The organism is Martelella sp. AMO21009, assembly GCF_053484295.1.
The window spans coordinates 115,288-137,996 of the sequence record NZ_JBAKFR010000009.1 but is presented as its reverse complement, the minus strand read 5'-3'; the positions used below and the strand labels follow the sequence as shown (position 1 = coordinate 137,996).

The window sequence follows — 22,709 nt, the reverse complement described above, 5'->3', positions numbered from 1 at the left end:
TCCGCTTTGGATGTAATCCTATACCAGCCGGCTCTGCTCAAGCGCGGCTTCGATGAAGCTTGCAAACAGCGGATGCGGTTCCAGCGGCCGGCTCTTCAGTTCGGGGTGGTATTGCACGCCGATGAACCAGGGATGGTCGGCATATTCGATCGTCTCCGGGAGAACGCCGTCCGGCGAGGTACCGGAGAACACCAGCCCGCAGGCCTCCAGCTTGTCGCGATAGCCGAAATTCACCTCGTAGCGGTGACGATGACGTTCCGAGATTTCGGTCGTACCGTAGATCTCGGCAATCTTGGTATCCGCGCCAAGATGGGCCTTGTAGGCGCCAAGCCGCATCGTGCCGCCGAGATCATCGGTATCGGACCGCTTCTCCAGCGTATTGCCCTTCACCCATTCGGTCATCAGGCCGACGACCGGCTCGGCGGCATTGCGGTCGAACTCCGTCGACGAGGCGTCCTTGATGCCCGCCAGATTGCGCGCCGCCTCGATCACGGCCATCTGCATGCCGAAGCAAATCCCGAAATACGGCACCTTGTGGGTGCGGGCAAAGCGGGCCGCCTGGATCTTGCCTTCCGAACCGCGTTCGCCGAAGCCGCCCGGCACCAGAATGCCGTGGACCTTTTCGAGATAGGGGGACGGGTCCTCCTTCTCAAAAATCTCCGACTCGATCCATTCGAGATTGACCTTGACCCGGTTGGCGACGCCGCCGTGATGCAGCGCCTCGATCAGCGATTTATAGGCATCCTTCAGCCCGGTATATTTGCCGACGATGGCGATCGTAACCTCGCCTTCTGGGGTGCGGATGCGTTCGCTGACCTTTTTCCACGCATCCATGCGCGGCACGGGCGCCGGATCGATGCCGAAGGCGTGCAGCACTTCGTCATCCAGCCCTTCGTGGTGATAGGCGAGCGGCACGTCGTAGATATTGGCAACATCGAGCGCCTGGATGACGGCGGATTCGCGGACATTGCAGAACAGCGAAAGCTTGCGGCGCTCGGCCTCGGGAATTTCCCGATCGGCGCGCACCAGCAGGATATCGGGATGAATGCCGAGCGCCTGCAACTCCTTGACGGAATGCTGCGTCGGCTTGGTCTTCAGTTCGCCCGCCGCCGGGATATAGGGCATCAGCGTCAGGTGAACATAGACGGCGTTGCCGCGCGGCAGGTCGTTGCCAAGCTGGCGGATCGCCTCCATGAACGGCATCGCCTCGATATCGCCGACCGTGCCGCCGATCTCGCACAGCACGAAATCGAAATCCTCATTGCCCTCGAGCACGAAGTCCTTGATCTCGTTGGTGACGTGCGGAATGACCTGCACCGTCGCGCCGAGATAGTCGCCGCGCCGCTCCTTGTCGAGAATATTCTTGTAGATCCGGCCGGTGGTGATGTTGTCCGTCTTGGTCGCCGAGCGGCCGGTAAAGCGCTCGTAATGGCCAAGATCGAGATCGGTCTCAGCGCCGTCGTCGGTGACGAACACCTCGCCGTGCTGGGTCGGGCTCATCGTGCCCGGATCGACGTTGAGATAGGGATCGAGCTTCCTGAGCCGGACCCGATAGCCCCGTGACTGCAGCAATGCACCGAGTGCTGCTGCGGCAATGCCTTTTCCGAGGGAGGAAACCACGCCGCCTGTGATGAAAATATATCGCGCCATGGGCTTATTCCGATACCGTTTTCAAACCGATTCTGCCAGAGCCTTCGCTTAAAAAAGCCCGTCCATTCCCGGTCAATTGTCACAATAATGCCGCATCGCCGACGCTTGCGCGGGACGAGCGGCCCAAAGAAATGCCGGCGGGAGGCCCGCCGGCTGATGTCTTTACCTATATCGGCGATCAGTCGCCGGTGGGAACGCCGGTGGCGTTCGAATCCTGCGCCGGGGTGCTGACGGCTGGCGCCGAAGAGCCTTCGCTGCCGCTCGGAACGCCGCTTTCGTCAGTCGTTGCCGGCGTCGTCGTGGTCACGGAACCGCCGAGCTGGTTCAGGATGCCCTGCCCGTCGGTTTCGGCGTTCTGTTCGATCCGGTCGAGAATATCCGACGGATTGCCCTGGTAGCGGGCGAGAATGCCGAGACCGAGCGAGGTCACGAAAAACAGCGTTGCGAGAATGGCCGTGGTCCGCGTCAGCGCATTGGCCGTGCCGCGCGCGGTCATGAAACCGGAACCACCGCCGATGCCGAGCCCGCCGCCTTCAGACCTCTGGATGAGGATCACACCGGCCAGCGCAACGACGATTATCAGGTGAATTACGATCAATACCGTCTGCATGAATGTCCAATCCGGCCCCGCCTTGAAGGTCCGGGCCCGCTAGAATAACTGGCGTCTCTCTACATGAGGCCGGCGCGCAATCCAACCCCTTTTTCTGGCCGTTTTAAGCCGTAGACGCTGCCCATTCTTACTTTGTGGAGGACAGGATATCCTCATAGGCCTGATAGATGGCGAGGAAATCGGCGGCTTTCAAGCTGGCGCCGCCGATCAGCGCGCCGTTGACATTGGGCACGCTCAAGAGTTCGCGGGCGTTTGCCGGCTTCACCGAGCCGCCATAGAGCAGCCGTATCTTTTCACCGGCCTCGCCGAAACGCTCGACCAGATCCGCGCGCATCGCGGCGTGGACCTCGGCCACCTGTTCCGGACCCGGCGTCTGACCGGTCCCGATCGCCCAGATCGGCTCATAGGCGATGATGGTATTTTCAGGGGTGGCGTCGTCGGGCATAGACTGGAAGAGCTGGGTCTTCAGCACCTCCATCGTCAGCCCGGCGGCGTGTTCCTCGCGGGTTTCGCCGATGCACACGATCGCGGTCAGGCCCTGGTCGTAGGCCGCGCGCGCCTTGGTGCAGACCGTGCGGTTGGTTTCATGGTGCTCGGCGCGCCGTTCCGAATGGCCGACGATGACATGGGTGGCGAGGCAGTCCTTGATCATCTCCGCCGAGATATCGCCTGTATGGGCCCCCGACCGCGCCTTTTCGTGGCAGTCCTGGCCGCCGATCAGCAGCTTTGTGTCTTCCGTCAGCGTGGTCGCGACGTAGAGCAGTGTGGCCGGCGGGCAGATCAGCGCGTCGACCTTGTCGGCGAGCCCGCCGCTCACCCCGTCGGCGATGGCCCGGATCTGAGCCAGCGAGTCGCGGGTGCCGTTCATCTTCCAGTTACCGGCGACCATGGGGCGTATTGCGGCAGTCATCTTCGTCATTCTCCCGTTCATTGCTTTTGTGGCCGGCGCGACCGGCAAAGGTTTTCCCTTGTCGTCCGTTTTGCGCGCGCCGTCAAAGGGCGTTTTGCCGCTCATGGTTTGACAGCAGGCGCAATCACGGCTTTATACGGCGCATCAGACTATCCACACCCTTATTGCGAGAATCTGGCGCAGCATCGCCTCGCGACCAAAACTTTGCCAGAATAGCAGGGTGATTCGCCGCAAAGCGCCGGCACCAGCGCAAACCGATCTTTACAGGCTGCCCGACCCTATGGACAACAGCAAAGACCTCTTCGCCGATCTTGGCGGCAGCAAGGCCGAAACCGATACCACGCAGCCCGAGCGCAAGAGCGCGGCCAAGCCGAGAGCCTCCGCTCCCGCCTCCGTGGAAAACGCGGACTACGGCGCATCCTCGATCCGCGTGCTCGAGGGGCTGGAGCCGGTGCGCATGCGACCGGGCATGTATATCGGCGGCACCGATGAAAAGGCGCTGCATCATCTGTTTGCGGAAGTCATCGACAACTCCATGGACGAGGCGGTCGCCGGCCACGCCGATTTCATCGACGTCCATCTCGATGCCGAGGGCTTCCTGACGGTCACGGACAACGGCCGCGGCATCCCGGTGGAAAACCATCCGCAGGTGCCCGGCAAGTCGACGCTGGAAGTGATCATGACCAAGCTCCATGCCGGCGGCAAGTTCGACGGCAAGGCCTATGAGACCTCCGGCGGCCTGCACGGCGTCGGCGTCTCGGTCGTCAACGCGCTGTCCGATGTGCTTGAGGTCGAGATCGCCCGCGACCGGCGTCTCTACCGGCTTTCCTTCTCGCGCGGCGTGCCGCAGGGCGAGCTTGAGGATTGCGGCCCAACGCAGAACCGGCGCGGCACCAAAATCCGCTTTCATCCCGATGCCGAAATCTTCGGGCCGCGTGCGAAATTCGATCCGGCCCGTCTGTTCCGGATGGCGCGTTCCAAGGCCTATCTGTTCGGCGGCGTGAAAATCCGCTGGTCCTGCGATCCCTCGCTGGTCGAAGGCAAGGAGGACCTGCCGGAAAAGGCGGAATTCCACTTCCCCGGCGGGCTCAAGGATTATCTCGCCGCAACCATCGGCAAGGATTTCACCGTCACCCGCGAAATCTTCGCCGGCAAGACCGAGAAGACCGGCGGCCACGGCGCGGTGGAATGGGCGGTGGCCTGGTATGGCGGCGACCCGAACGTCCATTCCTACTGTAACACCATCCCCACGCCCGAAGGCGGCACGCATGAGGCGGGCCTGCGCCAGGCGCTGATGCGGGGGCTGAAGAACTACGCCGAGATGATCGGCAACAAGCGCGGCGCGCAGATCACCACCGACGATGTGATGATTTCGGCCGTCGGCATGCTCTCGGTGTTCATCCGCGAGCCAGAATTCGTCGGCCAGACCAAGGACAGGCTGGCCACCGTCGAGGCCCAGAGGATCGTCGAGAACGCGTTGCGCGACCCCTTCGACCTTTACCTTTCTGCCAACCCGGCAGAGGCGGAAAAACTGCTCGACTGGGTCATCGAACGCTCCGAGGAGCGGCTGCGCCGCCGCAAGGAGCGCGAGGTCAACCGCAAGACCGCGGTGAAAAAACTGCGCCTGCCCGGTAAGCTCGCCGACTGTTCGCAGAATACCGCCGCAGGCGCGGAACTGTTTCTGGTCGAGGGCGATTCGGCCGGCGGCTCGGCCAAGCAGGCGCGCAACCGCGCCAATCAGGCGATCCTGCCGCTTCGGGGCAAGATCCTGAACGTGGCGAGCGCCGGGCGCGACAAGTTCACCTCCAACCAGTTGCTTGCCGACCTGATCCAGGCGCTCGGCTGCGGCACGCGGACGAAATACCGCGAGGAAGACCTGCGCTATGAGCGCATCGTGATCATGACCGATGCGGACGTCGACGGCGCGCACATCGCCTCGCTGCTGATCACCTTCTTCTATACCGAGATGCCGGAGCTGATCCGCCAGGGCCACCTCTATCTGGCCGTCCCCCCGCTCTACAAGCTTTCCCAGGGCGGCAAGACGGCCTATGCGCGCGACGACGCCCACCGCGAAGAGCTGATGAAGTCGGTGTTCACCGGCCGTGGCAAGGTCGAAATCAGCCGCTTCAAGGGGCTTGGCGAAATGCTGCCGGCCCAGCTCAAGGAAACCACCATGGACCCGAAGAAGCGCACGCTTCTGCGTGTCGATATCGACGACGTCGATTTCGAAGGCACCAAGGCTGCGGTGGAAGACCTGATGGGCACCAAGGCGGAAGCCCGCTTCCGCTTCATCCAGGAAAACGCGGCGTTCGCGGAGAACCTGGATATCTGACGGCGAGCGCCGGCCCGGAGACGTTCTCACGGGGCCGGTGTCATACGCCTGATAACGAGCGAGGGCACTACCTCAATGACGGTCACTCCCGCCGTCTCACACGAGGTGCTGCCATGAAATCCCTGCTTTCCGCCACTACCCTTATCGCCATACTCGCCGCCGGCGCCCATGCCGCCGAGATCGGCAAGACAATTGCCGTCGACTGCCCGATCAACGACTGCGACAGCCCCATCAGCCTGACATTCGCCGGTGAATTCGCGATCGACACCGGGACCTTGATCGACGGCGTCGAATTCGGCGGCATTTCCGGGATCGACTACGATGCCGCAACCGGCCGCTACATCGCGATCTCCGACGACCGTTCCCAGAAGGCTCCGGCCCGGTTCTACGAACTCGATATCGAATCAGGCGCCAACGGCATCGACGATGTCTCGGTCGTGAAGACCGTGACGCTGAAGGACGAGAACGGATCGCCCTTTGCGGAAAAGACCGTCGATCCGGAACAGATCCGCCTGTTCGGCGAAAATCTGATCTGGTCGAGCGAGGGCGACGGCAAGGCGATGATCGCGCCGTTCGTGCGCGTCACGTCGACCGATGGCAATTTCGTGCGCGAATTCGCCCTGCCCGACGGCTTTGCGCCGAGCGAGGACCATGCCACCGGCATCCGCAACAATAACGCTTTCGAGAGCATCGCGCTGCTGCCCGCCGGCGACGTGCTGGTGGCCAATGAGGCAGCCCTCTATCAGGACGGCCCCGCCTCGACGCTCACCACCGCAAGCCCCGCCCGGATCGTGCGTTACGATGCCGAAAGCGGCGAACCGACGGCGCAGTATGTCTACATGATCGACCCTATTCCCCATGCGCCGGTCGACGGCGGCGCGTGGAACGACAACGGCCTCTCCGACATGATGCCGCTCGACGACACCCGCCTTCTGATTTCCGAGCGCAGCTTCGCCGAAAACCGCGGCTTCACCATCCGGATCTTCATGATCGACCTCGACGGCGCGACCGATGTTTCGGCGATCGCCTCGCTTGCCGACACCGACGAGACCATCGTGCCGGTTGCCAAGACCCAGATCCTCGATCTCGGCGCCATCGGCATCGAGCCCGACAATATCGAGGCGATGACGATCGGCCGGGCGGAAGACGGAACGCCGCTCCTGCTGCTGGCCTCCGACAACAATTTCAATGCCGACCAGAAGACCCAGTTTCTGGCCTTCAGGATCGAAAGCCTGCCCGGCGTCAGCCGCTGAGACGGTGCTGGTCGGATCGATAAGGCGGGCCCGCATCCTCGTGAAACGCGGGCCCGCACGTGATGGTGAAAGGCTGGCGTTAAGGTTAATTATATCTTTAATAAACATGGCGTTACGAAGGAAACTCAAACCGTGGTACCAACGACTTAAACCGGTTTCTCCGCAAACGCCAAAATTGAGCCGGTTTCCGCGCTTGTCGGGCATGGATACGCTCTCTATAGTCTGTGCCTGACAAAAAAGAAAAGCTCTGTGAAACAATGACTTCGCGCCGAAACTTCATCATCGCCTCTGCTGCCGGTCTGGCCGGCGCAACCGGTCTTGCCAGGGCCGAGAGCCGACCGGGAACGATCACCCGCAATCTGCCCGGCGTCGCGCTGGAGGCTGAGCCCGTCGGCCGCGATGGTTTCGCGCTGGCGCTCGGCGGCGGCGCGGCCAAGGCCTTTGCCCATATCCCCTACCTCCAGAGCCTTGATGAACTCGGCATCAGACCCAAACAGATGACCGGCACGTCGATGGGCTCGATCATCGGCGCGCTCTACGCCAGCGGCATGACCGGCACCGAAATCCGCGAATATGGCGTGGACCTGCTGACCCAGCGCCAGTCGCTGCTGAAGCGCCTGCTGATCGATACCGGCGATACCTGGGGCTCGCTGTTCAACCTGTTCCGTCCGGCGGTGATCGAGCCGGAGATCCTGTTCGCGGCGCTGCTGCCTGCGGACCTGCCCGCCGATTTCGCCGGGCTGGAGATACCGCTCGCGATCGTCGCGACCGATTTCTACGAACAGAACGAATATGTGATGCGCGAGGGGCCGCTGCTGTCGGCGATCGCCGCGTCCTCCGCCCTGCCCGTTCTGCTGACGCCGGTCAGCCGCGACGGCCGGGTGCTGATCGATGGCGGCTTCGTGAACCCAACGCCCTTCGACCTTCTCGACGCCGACCGCTACATCACCATCGGCATCGACGTGACCGGGTCGACGATCGAGAATGACGGTAACATTCCCGGGTCGTTCGAGACCTGGGCCGGCTCGTTCTCCATCACAGAACACTCGATCGTGGTGGAAAAACTCAAAAACGCGGCGCCGGACCTTTTCGTGGCGCCGAATGTCGGGCGTTATCAGCCTCTGGATTTCTTCAACATAGAGACCATCCTCGCGACCGTTGACAAGGACCAGGATGCCTTCAAGCGGCAGATGGAAGAGCTCGCAGAGCAGAACAGATAAGGACGGGTCAGCCGCCATGCAGACGGAAACGCCGACAACCGCGCGCTGGTTCTCAATCAGCCTTTTTTCGCTCGCGCTCGGATTGGCATTCTTCGCCGCCTCGCTCACGCCGTCGCTGATCCCGCGGGCGTGGCCGCTGCAGGCCGTGCTGGCCGGCCTTGTGATGGCGCTCGGTTACATGATCGGGCGGTTCGTCGTGGCGCTGTGGCGCGGATTGCAGATCCCCGAGCCGCGCGGTCGCTGGCGCGCGATCAGCCTGGCCGTGGTGAACGCCGCGGCGCTGATCCTTCTCGTCTATTGCCTGTCGATGATGACCGAATGGCAGAACTCGGTGCGCTCAAGGGTCAACATGGAACTGCTGGAAGGCGGCACGGTGCTCGGCATCCTCGCCGTCGGGCTTGCCGTGTTCATCGTGCTGTTCCTGATCGGCGCCCTGTTTCAGAAGGCGTTCGATATCGTCCGGCTGCGGCTTTACCGGGTGATGTCGCCGCGCGCGGCCAATCTGGCCGGCGTCGTCATCGTGCTGCTGGTCGTGGTCGTGGCAAGCCGCGACTGGGTGGTGCCGGCGATCTTCGATTTCCTCGACGAAAGCTACGAGACCGCGCAGGACCTGTTCGAAACCGCCCCGCCGCCACCCACTGATTCCTTCATCGCGGGCGGCCCCGGCTCGCTGGCAAGCTGGGAGGCGATGGGCCAGCCCGGCCGCAACTTCGTCACCAGCGCGCCATCCGCCGAGGATATCGAAACCTTCACCGGCCGCCCGGCCGAACGCCCGATCCGCGTCTATGTCGGCCGGTCCCAGGCCGACGAGCCGCAGGAACGCGCCAGGATCGCCCTTGAGGAGATGCAGCGCCTGGGCGCCTTCGATCGCGCCTATCTGATGATCGCAAGCCCCACCGGCACCGGCTGGCTTGATCCCGGCGCGCACGACACCTTCGAATATATGCACAATGGCGATGTCGCGACTGTGGCGGTGCAGTACTCCTTCCTGCAATCGCCCCTGGCGCTGATCTTCGAGACCGATACCGGCCTGAAGCAGGCCACCGCCACGATGGAAGAAGTCTACCGCTACTGGCGCACCCTGCCGGAAGACAGCCGGCCGGAACTCTACATGCATGGAATCAGTCTCGGCGCGTGGTCGTCGATGTATTCCTTCAACGTGTTCCAGATGCTGGATGAGCCGGTCGCCGGCGCGGTCTGGGCAGGCCCGCCCTTCCCGTCTTATCTCTGGCGTCACACGGTGGCCGCCCGCAACGCCGGCACGCCTTACGTGCTGCCCGTAATCGACAACAGCGCCGTCGTCCGCTTTTCCTCACAGTTCAGAAAGCCGCAGGCGGAAGGTGATAACTGGGGTAGAGTGCGGATCAACTTCCTGCAATATGCCTCTGATCCGATTGTGTTTTTCGAACCCAATGCGAGCTTCATCGAGCCGGAATGGATGCGCGAGCCGCCAGCGCCCGATGTTTCGCCCTATCTGCGCTTCGTGCCGGTCGTCACCCAGTTCCAGCTGGCGCTCGACATGGCGCTTTCGAAGGCGCTGCTGGCCGGCTTCGGCCACAACTACCTCGCCCGCGACTATATCGACGCCTGGGTCGCCGTTTCCCGTCCGCAGGACTGGTCGCCGGCGCGCACGACAGCGCTGAAAGAAATCTGCAATCTGGGCAAGGATACCGGCTGCGCGGTGCAATAAGCCGCGCGCCGGCAGCCGTTTTTCACCGAAATGCGTGTTTTCCGCCACACTCATCGCTCCAAGTGAAGCGATCCCGGGATTGTGATCGCGCGCCGCTATGAAGCGGCAATCCGGTCGGATAAAAGCCGTAATCGATATAAATATCACCAATACAAGAGGCTTGAATGCTCGTTGATAAAACGATGTCGCGCCGGACATTTCTTCTCGGCGCCGTTTCGACCACCGCTGTGCTTGCAGGCTGCGTCAGCCAGCGCGATATCACCCCGGTCGCTCCGCCCTCCCCGCGCGTCCAGGACACCCCCTACACGGTCGCCGAGCTCGATGCCATGTATGGTCCGGTTGAGGACAATGGCTATCTTATCCCGGCCGTGCCCTACCAGCAGATCGACCCGATGTACTATCGTCAGCGCGTGAAGGATCCGACCGGCGAAGCGCCCGGCACCGTGGTCGTCGACACGCCCAACCGCTTCCTCTATCTGGTGGAAGAAAACGGCACCGCCATGCGCTATGGCGTCGGCATCGGCCGCGCCGGCTTCTCCTGGGGCGGCAATGGCGTGATCAAGTGGAAGCAGGAATGGCCGAAATGGTTCCCGCCGGCCGAAATGATCGAACGCGACCCCAAACTCAAGGAATATTCGGAAGCCAATGGCGGCATGCCGGCCGGCCTCATGAACCCGCTCGGCGCGCGCGCCCTCTATATCTTCGAAAACGGCAAGGACACGCTCTACCGCGTCCACGGCAATCCGGACTGGACGTCCATCGGCAAGGCGGTCTCCTCGGGCTGCATCCGCATGCTGAACCAGGATGTGATCGACCTTTATAACCGCGTCGATAACCTGCCGACGCCGATCGTCGTCTATCAGTAAGTTGCATCGGCCCCGGATTTCCGGCAGGGCTATCGCATATGGCTTAGCAGCTTGTTCCCATTACTCTCTCCCGCTGGCGGGAGAGATGCCCCGAAAGGGGCAGTGAGGGTGGTGCAGTGCTTCAGATCGTGAGAGCGCTCGCGGTGAAAGTCTCCCCCCTCACTGTCGCTGTCGCGACATCTCTCCCCTCCGGGGCGAGAAGATTGGGGGGCTATGCGACGAAGTTATATGCGATAGTCCCCGGTTTTCCGGGGGCGCTCGTCAGACCCTATTACCGGGCGTCGTAGGTTTCCCGTGACGCCTCGATCCTGCCGATATTGTCCCGCGCCCAGTCGCCGAGCCGAAGCACCGGCTCGCTCAGCGAAAGACCGAGTTCGGTCAGGGCGTATTCCACCTGCGGCGGGCTGGTTGGGTAGGTGGTCCGGCTGATCAGCCCGTCCCGCTCCAGCGCCTTCAGCACCCGGGTCAGCATCTGCTGGGAAATCCCGTCGATCTTGCGCTTCAGGACGCTGAACCGGCACGGCCCGTCGATCAGCACGATGATGATCAGCATCGACCATTTGTCGCCGACGCGCTGCAGGATGGGCGCGACATTTCGACACCGTTCCAGAACATGCCTAGTCTCGGGCCTTGCATCTGGCCTTGTTTCGGACTTTGACCCCGTATTAGTCATCTCGATGTGACCTGGTTGCAAAAAATTGCGTTCTTGCATCAGGGTATTCGGTCATTTAATTTTAGCAAGTCATTTTTTGTGACCATACTGGTCGCGTTCCTCCCCGAAAATGACGCCCATCGAGGGTTTTGAATTTGAAGACCGCCGCGCCTGCGGCGGCAAGGAGAATGATTGTGAAACTGAACATCATCATCGGCAGCACCCGTCCCGGCCGCGTCAGCCCCAAGATCGCAAAATGGGTGGAAGGTGCAGCCCGCGAACATGGCAAATTCGAGGTCGAGTTGGTCGATCTCGTCGATTTCAACCTCCCCCTGCTGGATGAAGCGGCGCATCCCCGCATGCAGAAATACGAGCACGAACACAGCAAGAAATGGAGCGCCAGCGTTCAGGCGGCCGATGCCTTCGTCTTCGTTACGCCGGAATACGATTATTTTCCGCCGGCAGCATTGGTCAACGCCATCCAGGCGCTTTCGCTGGAATGGGGCTACAAGCCGGCCGGCGTCGTCAGCTATGGCGGCATTTCGGGCGGCCTTCGCTCCGCGCAGGAGCTTCGCACCCTGCTTGGCAATCTCAATGCCCATGCTATCCCGCAGGTCGTGCCGGTCCCGCTGTTTCCCAAATTCATCAGCGAAGACGGCGTGTTCACGCCCAACGACGAAATGAACGCGGGCGCCAAGGGCATGCTCGATGAGCTGTTCAAATGGGCCGGGCCGCTGGCGACGATCCGCAGCGCCGGCTGATTCGGCTTCGGCATGATTGCGGTCCGTATCCACACCGACCGTGAATGCGAAAATCGCAAAAATTTCACGAAGCCGCAGCATATTAGTCATAAATGAAGTGGATAGCCGCGCCCGCCGCTTGAAACCGGCGGGCGTTTTGGCATTCTGCAGCCCGACGGAGACCCGGTTGGAGGAATGACGCATGGACATTCGCCGCATGAAAGTCTGGTTGCTTGGCTCCGATGAGCCCCTGCCGTTCGATCCCCGAGAGACCCAGCCCGACTGCCTCTGTCTTCCCGTTGCCGGCGAGACGGACCTTGCCGGCCGCGTTGCATCGCTTCGCAACCTGCTGCCATCGCTGCCGATCTTCCTGATCTGCGAACCAATTTCCAAGGCCTACAATATCGCGGACTTCTCCGAAGCCGCGAAATGCGCGCCGGACGGCGTCATCCTTCGCGGGGTCGAAAGCGCCGCCCGGATACAGATGGCCGAGACCCTGCTCAGGGTCGTCGAAGCGCGCGAAGGACTTCCCGAGAACGCCATCGCCCTGATCGCGATGATCGGAGACAATGGCGGCGGCCTGCTGAATGCCCGCCACTTCATCCACAAGCTGGGCCGGCTGATCGCGCTCGGCTACGATGCCGAGCCCCTGCAGGACGAATCCGGCAGCGGCGACATCGCCCGCCAGGGGGCGGTGGCAACCATGCTGGCGGCCCGCAATCTCGGGATACCGGCGATCGATTTTTCCGGCGCTGGAAGCGCCACCGCCGCCTTCAAGACCGCCTGCCACCAGTCAGCGCGCACCGGCTTTACCGGCAAGCTGACCGGCAATCCCGACCATATCGGCATCATCAAGCACGCCTTCGGCGCCGCCTGATCTCGACCGACAGGGAAAAACGCCACCAACCCGGAACATCTCCGGCTTCTGGCGATTGAACCAGTATAGATCACTTTCAGCGAAGACCGGGGTAGCGGAGGCGAACGGACGATTGCCGTTCCCGCGCCGGTTTTCCTGGAAGTGCCCAGGTTCGAAACAACGGTCGTTGCCCGTCATGTCCGAAATCTTCCACGTTGTCGCCCTCTGTTCCCTCGTCGTCATCGTGCTCGGCGCGCTCTCCGCCTATGTGCAGGGCACGCTCGCGTCGCTGCCTCTGCTCGCGGTCGCGACAGGCATAGTCGCCGGCCCCGCCGTAACCGGCTGGCTCGACCCTTCAGAATGGCAAAGCAAGGAGATCATCGTCCGCGAGGTCGCTCGCTTCACGATCGCGATCAGCGTGGTGGGTATCGCGATTCGCACGCCGCCGGAAACCTGGAAACGTCTCGTCCGTCCCGTCACGGTCATGCTGACGCTCGGCATGGCCGGGATGTGGGCAATGTCCACGCTGGTTTCGTGGGTCACACTCGGCCCGGCGTTCTCAATCAGTTTTGCGACGGCCTTACTGATCGCCGCCTGCCTGACGCCGACGGACCCTGTCGCGGCCAGCGCGATCGTGTCCGGTCCTATCGCGGAAAACATGCTGCCCGCCAATCTGCGCGGCCTGCTTTCACTGGAATCAGGCGCGAATGACGGACTCGGCTATCTTTTCGTCATGCTGCCAATGCTGGCAATCGCGCGCGGCGAGGCCGGCGGCGAACTGGTTCGGCACTGGCTCATCGATATCCTGATCCTCGATGTGCTGCTGGCGGCCGGCGTCGGCATGGTTCTCGGCTGGCTGGTCGCCCGTCTGCAAAGGCTCTCGGACCGCTACAAGCTGGCGGAGTTCCACTCCTACCATGCAATATCGATCGCGCTCGCCTTTGGCGCGCTCGGGCTCGGACGGATGCTGGGCGCGGATGGCATACTCACAGCCTTTGCCGCCGGCGGCGCATTCTGCCTGACGGTGGGTCGGCACGACGCCATGGAAGAGGAGAATGTGCACGAGACCATCAGCAAATTGATGGACCTGCCGGCCTTTGTGATCTTCGGCCTCGTCATTCCATGGCACGGCTGGGCAACCCTCGGCGTGTGGGCGGTGCTGTTTCCGCTGGCGATCCTGCTGTTGCGCCGGCCGCCGCTGATGCTCGCGCTGGCACCGGTGCTATCGAACCGGTTCAGCGGCCGCGATATCGCCTTCGCGGGCTGGTTCGGACCGATCGGAATCGCGGCGATTTTCTACGCTATGGAAAGCGTGGAGCGGACGGGCGACCACTTCGTCTGGTACGCCGTCAGCGCGGTCGTCGCGGGATCGATCCTGGTCCACGGCGTCACCGCCACGCCCGGCATGCGTCTTTTTGCCTCGCGAGGGAAAGCCGAGGCCGACGATGCGGAAAGCTGAGAAAGCCTTGCCTCAGCCGCGCCGTGGACGCTTCATCTGGAACGGCGTGCCGCACTCGGCATAGTCCAGATAGCCCATGCGACCGACAGGGCGGATCCTGGCCATATCGAGAAGACCATTCTCGCCGATCGCGTCTTCGCGGATGTGGATGCCCACCACCTGACCGAACACCAGCCTGCTCTCTGTGGAAAACCCCTCAAGCGTCGGAGCCGCCATCAGCCGGGTCACGCGGCACTCAAGCGCAGCATAGGCTTCGCCGACGAAGGCGGCGTCCACCAGTTGCCCGTTGACGGCGGTCAGGCCGGCCGCCTCGAACTCGCTCTCGCCCCGAGCGAAAGGTGCCGAGGTGGTGTTCATCTGTTCGGCAAGGTCGCGGCTCACGAGACTGGCGGTGAACACGCCGGTCTCCTCGATATTGGTAAAGCTGTCCTTGACCGTGTCGGAGGAAAACATCACCACCGGCGGCGCGGACGAGACCGCGTTGAAAAACGAATAGGGCGCCAGATTGTCCTTGCCGTCCCGGCTACGCGAGCCGATCCAGCCAATCGGCCGCGGCGCGACGATCGCCTTGAACGGATCGTGCGGCAGGCCGTGCGCATTGGTATCGGTGGCGTAGAACATGATCAGGCCTCTCCGCGCCAGGTGACGATATCTTCCAACGCCGGCCGAACGCGCTCGAACGGCGCTTCGGTGCGGGTGCCGATATGGATGAAGCCGGCGATCTTCTCGTCCGCTTCCACGCCCAGCGCCGGCTTGGCGCGTTCATCGAAGGCGTACCATTCGGTGAGCCAGGTCGCGCCGTAGCCAAAGGCATTGGCCGCGACCACGAGATTGTAGCAGGCCGCGCCCGCCGACATCACCTGTTCCCATTCCGGGATCTTGGGATGAACCGCCGCCCGGCTGACGACGGCGATCACCAGCGGCGCGCGCGAAAGCCGCTCGCGCTCCAGCTTCAGCCGCTCCGCCGAGGCTTCCGGATCGTCCGCCTTGACGATATCGGCGAGCTTCTCGCCCGCCTCCTCGCGCGCCGCGCCGGCAAAGACGATGAAACGCCATGGCGCGAGCTTGCCGTGATCGGGAACACGCGAGGCGATGGTCAGCATTTCCTCGATCTCACCGCGCTCCGGCCCTGGAGCCGCAAGCTGCAGCACCGGCGTCGAGCGGCGGGTTTTCAGGAAATCGATGAGGGTGTCATTCTTGGCATTCACGGCGGGCCTCGTTCAGTCAAAAAATCATGCGACGCTCTTGAAAACGCCATGATATTCGGGTCACTACGCAATCGGACATTGAAGTGAACACTTGCGTCAGGCAAGTCAACCGGCGAGCAGCATGTTTCCGCACAGAACGCCCAGACATAAGACCCTTCGGCCCCTCGCCGCCGCCATTGCCGGGCTTTTGCTGGCCGCGCCGGCGGCAGCGCTGGCCCAGAGCACGCCATCGGTTCACTCCGACGATCCCTTCTCCCTGATGCGGGGAACGCAGCAGCCCGGCGAAAAGCGCCCGGTGAAGCTCGAGGCGCGGCTGGCCGAAGATGGCAATGTCATGCGCGATGGCCTGTTCTGGCGGGTGTTCACCACCATTCCCGATACCAGCGGCCGATTGCGGCTGGTCGCATCGGCCGAAGGCGGCAGCAAGACCATCGAGCTTTCTCCCGGCGACTATTTCATCAACTGCGCCTTCGGCCGGGCGTCGGCAACGCGCAAGGTGCGCATCGCCCACGAGGCCGGCGAGGCGGAGCAGATTTCGTTCGTGCTCAATGCCGGCGGACTGATGCTCAACGCCCGTCTCGGCGACGGCAAGCCCGCCAGCGCCAGCGAGCTTCGCTTTTCGGTCTATGAGGACCGCGACGACCGTCGCGAACTGGTGGCCGAGGATATCGCGCCCGGCAGCATTCTTCGCCTGCGCGCCGGAACCTATGACGTGGTATCGTCCTATGGCTCGCTGAATGCAGAAACCCATGCCAGGCTGAAGGTCAAGGCCGGCGAGATCACCGACGCCAAGCTGAAGATCAAGGCCGCCGAGGTGACCCTGAAGCTTGCCGGCGAGGCCGGTGGCGAAGCGCTCGCCGACACGGCCTGGACGGTCCTCGGCGCGTCCGGCGACGTGCTGACCGAAAGCAGCAGCGCGATGCCGACGATGATCCTCGCCGAAGGCAGCTACACCGCCGTTGCCCGCAACCAGGACAGCCTCTTTGAGAAGACCTTCACGGTCTCCTCCGCGGGCACGGAGGATGTCGAGCTGCTGCTGTCCGAAAACAAGGCGAACACCGATGGCGATGGGTTCGACTGAAGCCTATCGCGCAACCAGACGGAATCGACTTATGTCCGCGAAGGTGTGGCAGAGCAGAAAGATGGAACGCCGGCAAAGACGGAACAGCCCGCGGCAGATTGACCGATTCCTGTTTATCCGGGATTTCCCGAGGTTCCCTCTGTCGCCGGGGCAGCGCTTGGGATATTGTGACGGCAAGTCGCGGGGGGCCGAGATTTGCTGATATATGTGATCAGTCTTCGACAGCATGCCAACAGGCGTGAGCATCTCGCAGGCGCGCTCGATGCGGCCGGCCTGAGTGTCGAATGGATCGAGGCCGTTGACGGTCGCACAGTCGCAATTGACGAGATCGTCAAGCGCGGCAGCTATCCAAGAGCCGGAAGCCACGCCCTCACGCCCACGCAATACGGCTGCTATCTCAGCCATGTCAAATGCTGGCAGGCATTTCTCGAAAGCGGTGCCCCGCTCGTTGCGATCTTCGAGGACGATGTCCATTTGGCAGACGATATCGGCGTCTTTCTGGAACAGGCGGAAAGCTGGTTTCCCGTGGATGCGGATGTCGTCAAGCTGGAAACCTGCCTTCAGCCCGTGCGCCTCGAAAGCCGGCCCGTGGACACGGTTTTCGGGCGCGAACTCTTCCGCTTGCGATCGCGGCACCTGGGGTCGGCCGCCTATATCCTCAGCCGAAAAGGCGCCCGCAAGCTGCTGGAAAACAGCGATAAATTCGCGATGGGCGTCGACGCGGTCATGTTCAATCCGCGCCCTCGGCTGAAGCACGAGATGATCAACTACCAGATCGATCCCGCGATCTGCATTCAGGACGATATCGCCTATCGCTGCGGCCTGCCCCGCCTGGGTTTTTGCTCGGACAACCCGGTTCCAAGAAGCCGGAAGTCCTGCGGAACCAGTGCGGTCGAATACGCTCGCTATGTGGCGTGTGACGGCCTGCGCCGCCTGCGCCTGTGGCTCAGATACAGGATCGGCGGTTACCGCAAGCGCGTTATAGATTTTCGCCAGCGCCCTGCTTCGTCTTGCAAGCGGCCGAGCCCGCGCTATAACACTGCAATGCAATCTCGGAGCATTCCGTGAATCGCTCCGTTCCAGTGTTTCAGGCAATTGAAAAGGGTGAGCCGCCTTGCCCGGAATTGCCGCAAAGCGATATTCCTCCGCCAGCGCGAAAGGGCGTCGTGCTCACATTCGTCATCAATCTCGACCGGGATACCGAAAGACTGGAGCGTATCGAAGCGCTGCTTTCAGAACGGGACGTTGCCTTCACCCGGGTCCCCGCGGTTGACGGCCGATCGCTTTCACCAGACGAGATCGCGGCGGTCTGCGCCTATCCGACGCCGGTCAGCATAAGGCTGCAACCCGGTGAGATCGCCTGCTATCTCAGCCATATCAAAGCCTGGCGTTTGCTGCTCGACAGCGACCAGGAGTGCGCCGCCATTTTCGAGGATGATATCGACCTCAGCCATGACGCAGCGGCGGTTCTTTCCGCGATCGCAGACTGGAGGCCGGACGACGCCGACATCGTCAAACTGGAAACCAGCCTGAAGTCGATAGAGCTCGGGCGGGCGCCGGAAACCATCATTTGCAAGCGCGAGATCCGGCGCCTTGCCGGCTGCCACATCGGCACGGCAGGTTATGTGATCACCCGCAAGGGCGCCGCCCGCATGCTGGCGGAAAGCAGCAAGCTGCGCATGGCGGTGGACACCACGCTGTTCGACCCGCGCGGCGGCGTTGCTGAAACGCTGTCGCTTTATCAGCTTTCCCCCGCGCTCTGCATTCAGACGCGCCTGCAGACCGGCGCGGAGCCTGCGAGCCGGAGCAATATTGCAGAAAGGGCCAGCCACAAGTCCTATGGGGCGACGCCGGGCGAAAGACTGGCGAACAGAATCAGGGACAGACTGGCCTATGCCTGCCGGAAGCTGCGAAATTTCGCCAGCGGCGCGCGCGCGCAGGTGATTGATTTCAAGCCGTAAAAAAGGGCGGAACCAAAAGCCCCGCCCCTTCTTGATTACGCCCGCTTGCGCTTCAGGTCTGGCGGGGTTGCCTCGTCGATCAGCAGGGCCAGCGCATCATCAAGCGACATCGACTGCTGGTCGCGCGAACCGAGACGGCGGATGTTGACCGTCTCCTCTTCCGCCTCGCGCATGCCGCAGACAAGAATGACCGGCACCTTGGCCACCGAGTGTTCGCGGACCTTGTAGTTGATCTTCTCGTTGCGGAAATCGGTCTCGACGGACAGCCCCGCATCGCGCAGCTTCTGAGCCACCTTTTCGCCGTAGCCATCCGCCTCGGTCGTGATCGTGGCGACCACCACCTGCAACGGCGCGAACCACAGCGGCATGTGGCCGGAATGGTTCTCGATCAGGATGCCGAGGAAGCGCTCCAGCGAACCGCAGATCGCGCGGTGGACCATGACCGGCTGCTTCTTTTCCGAGGTCGAGTCGATATAGAAGGCGCCGAAGCGTTCCGGCAGGTTGAAATCCACCTGCGTGGTGCCGCACTGCCATTCGCGCCCGATCGCATCCTTCAGCGTATATTCGAACTTCGGCCCGTAGAACGCGCCCTCGCCCGGCAGAATGCCGGTCTTGATGCGGCCGCCGGATTGCGCCTCGATGGTCTTCAGCACCGAGGTCATGATCTCTTCCGCATGATCCCAGCTTTCGTCGGAACCGACGCGCTTCTCCGGTCGGGTCGAGAGCTTCACCACGATCTCGTCGAACCCGAAATCCTCGTAAACCGACAGGATCAGATCGTTGATCTTCAGGCATTCTTCCGCAAGCTGCTCCTCGGTGCAGAACACATGGGCATCGTCCTGGGTGAAGCCGCGCACGCGCATCAACCCGTGCATCGCGCCCGACGGTTCGTAGCGGTGCACGACGCCGAATTCGGCATAGCGGATCGGCAGTTCGCGGTAGGACTTCAGACCGTGCTTGAAGAGCTGGACATGGCCGGGGCAATTCATCGGCTTCAGCGCGAAGACGCGCTTGTCCTCGGCCTCCTCGTCGGCGCAGGCAACGGCGAACATGTTTTCGCGATACCATTCCCAATGGCCGGAGGTCTTCCACAGCGAGGTGTCGAGCACCTGCGGCGCATTGACCTCCTCGTACTCACCGGCGAGCCGGCGGCGCATATAGGAGGTCAGCGACTGGAACATGCGCCAGCCCTTGGAATGCCAGAACACGACGCCCGGGCCTTCTTCCTGGAAATGGAACAGGTCCATCTCGCGGCCGAGGCGGCGATGGTCACGCTTTTCGGCTTCCTCAAGGAAGGTCAGATAGGCGTCGAGGTCCTTCTGGTCGGCCCAGGCCGTGCCATAGATGCGGGTCAGCATCGGGTTGTTGCTGTCGCCGCGCCAATAGGCGCCGGCCACCTTCATCAGCTTGAAGGCGCTGCCGATCTGGCCGGTCGAGGTCATGTGCGGGCCGCGGCAGAGATCGAACCAGTCGCCCTGGCTATAGATCTTGAGGTCCTGCCCTTCCGGGATCGCGTCGACGAGTTCGACCTTGTAGGCCTCGCCCTTTTCGGCAAACACCTTCTTCGCCTTCTCGCGCGACCAGATTTCCTTGGTGAAGGGCGCGTTGCGGGCGATGATCTCCTTCATCTTCTTTTCGATCTTCGGCAGGTCTTCCGGGGTGAACGGAACCTCGCGGGCGAAGTCGTAATAAAAGCCGTTTTCGATCACCGGGCCGATGGTGACCTGCGTGCCGGGCCACAGCTCCTGCACGGCCTCGGCCATCACATGGGCGGCGTCGTGGCGGATCAGCTCCAGCGCGCGGTCATCGGTGCGGGTGACGATCTCGATGCGGCCATCGGTCACCGGGTCGGCGAGGTCGCGCAGCTCGCCGTCAAGGGCGATCGCGACGGCCTTCTTGGCCAACGACTTGGAGATGGATTCAGCGACATCACGGCCGGTCGTGCCGGCGGCGTATTCGCGCTTCGAGCCATCGGGAAAGATGAGGGAAATCTGGTCAGACATGTCATGCTCCTTGAAACCAGTCCCGCCAACGAATGCGGGTGGACAATCTGCCGTATCGCACGGCGTCTTAAACGAGGCAGGTCAATAAAGAAAAAACGGCCCTGCGTAAAGCCGCAAGGCCGGTTGCTGTCAAACGCCAAAAGAAGACGGGATCAGAATTTCACGCCGAGACCGGCCATCACCGCATGGGTATGCATCTTGAACTTCGCCGTTGCGCCGGCGGCGGAGGCCAGTTCGTCGACGACCTTCTGATCCGGATAGCCGGTATAGCGGTATTCCAGCCGCGTGAAGATGCTGTCGGTGACGGCGTAGTCGAGGCCGGCGCCGACCGTATAGCCGTAGATCGTGTCGCTGAGACTGACGTTCAACGCGCGAATATAGGCATTGGCAACCGCCGCGCCGCCGGTGACATAGACCAGCGCATTGCCGAAGGAATACCCCAAGCGGCCGCGCAGGGTGCCGCTCCAGTTAGAGCCGCCCTCAACGTCAAATCCAAGCCCGGTCGCAAATTTCTGCTTGCCCCAGCTGTAATCGGCATCGCCCTCAATGCCCACGACGATATTGTTGCCGAGCTGCTTGTTGTACCCGGCGAACAGGTTGGCAATCGCGCCGTTATAATCCAGGCGGTCGGCGCCTCCCCCGCTGATCGTGCCGCGCGCCCCTGTCCAGCCATAGCCGCCGCCAAGGCCCGCATAGGGCCCGTCCCATAGCGGCTCTTCCTCAACATAGACTTCCTGATAGGCCACGGGCTGAATTGGCGGGCGCAGCGCCAGATCGGCGGCAAATGCCGGAAAGCATGACGCGCCGTAAATGGCGAGAAGTGACGCTGACAGTTTTCTCATGGAAGGCTCCGTAGGTGATGACTTATCGAAGCCATAGCGCATGAAGCGTTAAGAAAGCGTCAGCTTATGGTTTACATACCCTTAATTCGCACAACCTCGAGACGATTTCTCATTCGCCGTTGCGGGCGAGCTCGAGCTTCATGTAGTCGAGGGGCAATTGGGTCGAGAACTTGATCTGCTCCATGGCGAAGGAGGACGAGACGTCGCGGATCTCGATCTTCGCGATCAGCCGCTTGTAGAAGGCGTCATAGGCCGCGATATCCGCCACGACCACGCGCAGCAGATAATCAACCTCGCCGCTCATGCGGTAAAATTCCAGCACTTCCGGGAACTCCGCAATCACCTCGGAAAACCGCTTCAGCCACTCCACCGAATGGGTGTTGGTGCGGATCGCGACGAAGACGGTGACATTGGCGTTGACCTTTTCAGGATCCAGCAGCGCCACCCGCCGCTGGATCACGCCTTCCTCCTCCATCTTCTGGATGCGCCGCCAGCAGGGCGTGGTCGAAAGGCCGACCTTCTTGCCGATATCGGCAACCGCCAGCGTCGAGTCCTCCTGTATGAGGCGCAAAATTTTCCTATCCAGGCGATCCATTTCCGCTCTCCGTAAAATATTTTTGCTCTTATAGCATCAATTTTTTGATTTGAAAGGGGTCAATCAGCCTGAGAGCGGATGCCATCGCCCGCGAAAAGCCGCACCGCAGCCTTCAGCTCCGGCAGCACCTCGGCCTCGAACCACGGGTTGCGTTTCAGCCATGCGGTATTGCGCCAGCTTGGATGGGGCAGCGGCAGAATGCGGGGGCTGGTGTTGGCGAAATAGCTGGCGCGCCAGTTGCGCACCGTTTCCGTAAGCGTCTTCCGGCTCGCCTCACCCATATGCCATTTCTGGGCATACATGCCGATTGCGAGCACGAGTTCGATCTGCGGCATCACCGCCATCGCCTGCTCGCGCCATTGCGGCGCGCATTCCCGGCGCGGCGGAAGGTCGCTGCCGCGCGCGTCGTAGCCCGGAAAGCAGAAACCCATCGGCATGATCGCGAAACGCGCCGAGTCGTAAAACGCCGCGCGGTCGACGCCCATCCAGTCGCGCAGCCGGTCGCCGGAGCGGTCGTTGAACGGAATGCCGGTCTCGTGCACCCTGAGCCCCGGCGCCTGACCGGCGATCAGCACTCGCGCGGTGGGCGACAGGATCGCGACGGGGCGCGGCTCATGCGGCAGCGGCTCGGCCATCTGCGGACAATCGCGGCAGATGCGGCAGGCCGCGATCCGTTCTGCAAGTTCGATCTGATCTGTCAGCGAAAGCTCCCTTGTTGCCGGCTCCCGGCATAGATGTGTTACCGCCGTCTTAAAAAACAGCCCTAACAAATCCTTTACGG

Annotated in this window: 20 protein-coding genes and 1 pseudogene; 11 read left to right on the top strand and 10 right to left on the bottom strand. The window is 62.4% G+C overall.

Annotation, left to right across the window (positions count from 1 at the left end; translation table 11 throughout):
- Nucleotides 1–18: 18 nt before the first annotated feature.
- From V6766_RS12815 to tpiA, 3 genes and pseudogenes are all read right to left on the bottom strand, one after another.
- Nucleotides 19–1,650, bottom strand: coding sequence for a CTP synthase (locus V6766_RS12815; RefSeq protein ID WP_448466984.1), 1,632 nt, complete (start codon nt 1,648–1,650; stop codon nt 19–21).
- A 190-nt stretch (nt 1,651–1,840) separates the two neighbouring features.
- A pseudogene (gene secG / locus V6766_RS12810) lies at nt 1,841–2,260 on the bottom strand (preprotein translocase subunit SecG); the annotation flags it as partial.
- 127 nt (nt 2,261–2,387) lie between these two features.
- Complete coding sequence (tpiA, locus tag V6766_RS12805) at nt 2,388–3,170, bottom strand: triose-phosphate isomerase (protein WP_448466982.1); 783 nt, start codon at nt 3,168–3,170, stop codon at nt 2,388–2,390.
- A 280-nt stretch (nt 3,171–3,450) separates the two neighbouring features.
- On the opposite strand from tpiA, the gene parE reads away from it, so the two are divergent.
- The 5 genes from parE (at nt 3,451) to V6766_RS12780 (ending at nt 10,531) form a co-directional block, all read left to right on the top strand.
- Entirely contained in the window at nt 3,451–5,502 is a 2,052-nt protein-coding gene (gene parE, locus V6766_RS12800; RefSeq protein WP_448466980.1) for a DNA topoisomerase IV subunit B, read from the top strand.
- 113 nt (nt 5,503–5,615) lie between these two features.
- Entirely contained in the window at nt 5,616–6,755 is a 1,140-nt protein-coding gene (locus V6766_RS12795; protein ID WP_448466978.1) for an esterase-like activity of phytase family protein, read from the top strand.
- 257 nt (nt 6,756–7,012) lie between these two features.
- The gene (locus V6766_RS12790) at nt 7,013–7,975 is read left to right on the top strand and encodes a patatin-like phospholipase family protein (RefSeq protein ID WP_448466976.1); all 963 of its coding nucleotides are present in this window, start codon (nt 7,013–7,015) and stop codon (nt 7,973–7,975) included.
- A gap of 16 nt (nt 7,976–7,991) precedes the next feature.
- Nucleotides 7,992–9,665, top strand: a complete 1,674-nt coding sequence (locus V6766_RS12785; RefSeq protein ID WP_448466974.1) for an alpha/beta hydrolase — start codon at nt 7,992–7,994, stop codon at nt 9,663–9,665.
- A gap of 164 nt (nt 9,666–9,829) precedes the next feature.
- A complete protein-coding gene (locus V6766_RS12780) occupies nt 9,830–10,531 on the top strand; it encodes a L,D-transpeptidase (RefSeq protein WP_292056091.1) in 702 nt (233 codons plus the stop codon).
- A 271-nt stretch (nt 10,532–10,802) separates the two neighbouring features.
- Here the strand turns inward: V6766_RS12780 and V6766_RS12775 are convergent, their stop codons facing one another.
- Nucleotides 10,803–11,111: a winged helix-turn-helix transcriptional regulator gene (locus tag V6766_RS12775; RefSeq protein WP_448467024.1), complete on the bottom strand. Its 309-nt coding sequence runs from the start codon at nt 11,109–11,111 to the stop codon at nt 10,803–10,805.
- Nucleotides 11,112–11,371: 260 nt separating this feature from the next.
- On the opposite strand from V6766_RS12775, the gene V6766_RS12770 reads away from it, so the two are divergent.
- From V6766_RS12770 to V6766_RS12760, 3 genes are all read left to right on the top strand, one after another.
- Entirely contained in the window at nt 11,372–11,944 is a 573-nt protein-coding gene (locus tag V6766_RS12770; protein WP_448466972.1) for an NADPH-dependent FMN reductase, read from the top strand.
- Nucleotides 11,945–12,125: 181 nt separating this feature from the next.
- Nucleotides 12,126–12,800, top strand: a complete 675-nt coding sequence (locus V6766_RS12765) for a hypothetical protein (RefSeq protein ID WP_448466970.1) — start codon at nt 12,126–12,128, stop codon at nt 12,798–12,800.
- Between the two features lie 175 nt (nt 12,801–12,975).
- Entirely contained in the window at nt 12,976–14,238 is a 1,263-nt protein-coding gene (locus tag V6766_RS12760; protein WP_448466968.1) for a cation:proton antiporter domain-containing protein, read from the top strand.
- A 12-nt stretch (nt 14,239–14,250) separates the two neighbouring features.
- Here V6766_RS12760 and V6766_RS12755 read toward each other — a convergent pair whose 3' ends face one another.
- On the bottom strand, nt 14,251–14,859 hold the full coding sequence (locus tag V6766_RS12755) for a flavin reductase family protein (protein ID WP_448466966.1): 609 nt from the start codon (nt 14,857–14,859) through the stop codon (nt 14,251–14,253).
- Between the two features lie 2 nt (nt 14,860–14,861).
- Nucleotides 14,862–15,446 carry a nitroreductase family protein gene (locus V6766_RS12750; RefSeq protein ID WP_448466964.1) on the bottom strand — a complete coding sequence of 195 codons (585 nt, stop codon included), beginning with the start codon at nt 15,444–15,446 and terminating at the stop codon, nt 14,862–14,864.
- Nucleotides 15,447–15,567: 121 nt separating this feature from the next.
- On the opposite strand from V6766_RS12750, the gene V6766_RS12745 reads away from it, so the two are divergent.
- From V6766_RS12745 to V6766_RS12735, 3 genes are all read left to right on the top strand, one after another.
- On the top strand, nt 15,568–16,527 hold the full coding sequence (locus V6766_RS12745; protein ID WP_448466962.1) for a hypothetical protein: 960 nt from the start codon (nt 15,568–15,570) through the stop codon (nt 16,525–16,527).
- Between the two features lie 207 nt (nt 16,528–16,734).
- Nucleotides 16,735–17,595: a glycosyltransferase family 25 protein gene (locus V6766_RS12740; RefSeq protein ID WP_448466960.1), complete on the top strand. Its 861-nt coding sequence runs from the start codon at nt 16,735–16,737 to the stop codon at nt 17,593–17,595.
- Nucleotides 17,596–17,693: 98 nt separating this feature from the next.
- A complete protein-coding gene (locus V6766_RS12735) occupies nt 17,694–18,488 on the top strand; it encodes a glycosyltransferase family 25 protein (RefSeq protein ID WP_448466958.1) in 795 nt (264 codons plus the stop codon).
- Nucleotides 18,489–18,523: 35 nt separating this feature from the next.
- Here V6766_RS12735 and thrS read toward each other — a convergent pair whose 3' ends face one another.
- The 4 genes from thrS to V6766_RS12715 form a co-directional block, all read right to left on the bottom strand.
- Nucleotides 18,524–20,491 carry a threonine--tRNA ligase gene (thrS, locus tag V6766_RS12730; protein ID WP_448466956.1) on the bottom strand — a complete coding sequence of 656 codons (1,968 nt, stop codon included), beginning with the start codon at nt 20,489–20,491 and terminating at the stop codon, nt 18,524–18,526.
- Nucleotides 20,492–20,643: 152 nt separating this feature from the next.
- Nucleotides 20,644–21,333 (bottom strand): outer membrane protein, encoded by a 690-nt coding sequence (locus V6766_RS12725; RefSeq protein WP_448466954.1) that lies wholly within the window; start codon nt 21,331–21,333, stop codon nt 20,644–20,646.
- A 109-nt stretch (nt 21,334–21,442) separates the two neighbouring features.
- Nucleotides 21,443–21,928, bottom strand: a complete 486-nt coding sequence (locus tag V6766_RS12720; RefSeq protein ID WP_448466952.1) for an Lrp/AsnC family transcriptional regulator — start codon at nt 21,926–21,928, stop codon at nt 21,443–21,445.
- Nucleotides 21,929–21,987: 59 nt separating this feature from the next.
- Complete coding sequence (locus V6766_RS12715; RefSeq protein ID WP_448466950.1) at nt 21,988–22,563, bottom strand: uracil-DNA glycosylase family protein; 576 nt, start codon at nt 22,561–22,563, stop codon at nt 21,988–21,990.
- Nucleotides 22,564–22,709 lie beyond the last annotated feature (146 nt).